Source organism: Agrilactobacillus composti DSM 18527 = JCM 14202, assembly GCF_001436375.1.
Classification (GTDB): Bacteria; Bacillota; Bacilli; order Lactobacillales; family Lactobacillaceae; genus Agrilactobacillus; species Agrilactobacillus composti.
Map to the genome: position 1 here is coordinate 1 of NZ_AZGA01000030.1, position 1,057 is coordinate 1,057.

Genomic DNA, 1,057 nt, shown 5'->3' on the forward strand with positions numbered 1-1,057 from the left:
TTGGCAGATTGCAAGAAATAACTTGAACAAATTTAGTAACGCAGATCACGCAAAAAGATCTCAATCGGTGTTCGCCAATTTAAACATTTGAGTGGTCGGGAATTCAAATACCAGTTAATTTGAATCAATTCATCATCGGTAATCTCATCAATCGGTTGACCTTTGGGAATGAAGCGGCGTAGTACTCGGTTGCGATTTTCATTACTGCCTCGTTCATGTGGCGAATAAGCGTGCGCAAAGTACAGCGGAACACCGGTCTGTTCTTCAATCAAATTGTAGTTGGCGAATTCTTTCCCATGGTCAACAGTAAGGGTCTTGAGATTATCTCCTAACTGGTTAGCCAATTCTAAAATAGCCTTGGTCATTGAAGTACTATCTCGTCCATTAAGCCGTTTAACGATGGTAAGCCGACTCTTACGCTCGACAAACGTAGCTACTGCTTGACCTTTACGTTTTCCAGATAAAACTGTATCAGCTTCGAAGTGACCTGAAGTATTACGATCAGAAATTTCAGCTGGACGATCTTCGATGGAACGTCCATGACTAAAAGTACCACGGGTTTCTTTAGCTCGTTTGCGACGAATACCATGGTCAGGTAAATCAGTCACATTAATATCCAGTAGTCCCTGATCAATCCAGTTATAGATGGTTTTGTAGGCAATTCTAACTACATGAGCCACTTGTTCAATTGACCATTTTTGGATCTTGATTTTTTCTTCAATCAATCGCTTTAGGTTAGTCGTTAAGATGGTTTTACGACCACGATGACTAAGTTTAACTTCATGGTCAGTTTGAGCCTTAACTGCGTGATACTCACCAGCTAAGCGATGAACCTCATTAAAGATAGTGGTTTTACTAAAGCCTAAATAATCGGCAATATATTGAAGTGAGTGCTTTTCATGATGAAGTGTTTCGATGACAACGCGGTCTTCAAATGATAAAATAGTGGTGCCCATAAAGGTCCTTCTTTCTAGTGGAATGTTGTGGTGACACCATTAAAGACCTTTATGGGTTTTTCTGTCCACTAATATGTTCAACTTAAATTTTACAATCTACC

At 39.7% G+C, this 1,057-nt stretch carries 1 protein-coding gene; it reads right to left on the bottom strand.

The genetic code is table 11. The features are described 5' to 3' along the window. Positions 1 to 32 precede the first annotated feature (32 nt). On the bottom strand, positions 33 to 956 hold the full coding sequence (locus FC83_RS06830; protein WP_035456426.1) for an IS30 family transposase: 924 nt from the start codon (positions 954 to 956) through the stop codon (positions 33 to 35). Positions 957 to 1,057: the final 101 nt, after the last annotated feature.

Excerpts from the sequence above, each read along its gene's own strand:
- FC83_RS06830 (WP_035456426.1), bottom strand. The coding sequence starts at position 956 with ATGGGCACCACTATTTTATCATTTGAAGACCGCGTTGTCATCGAAACA.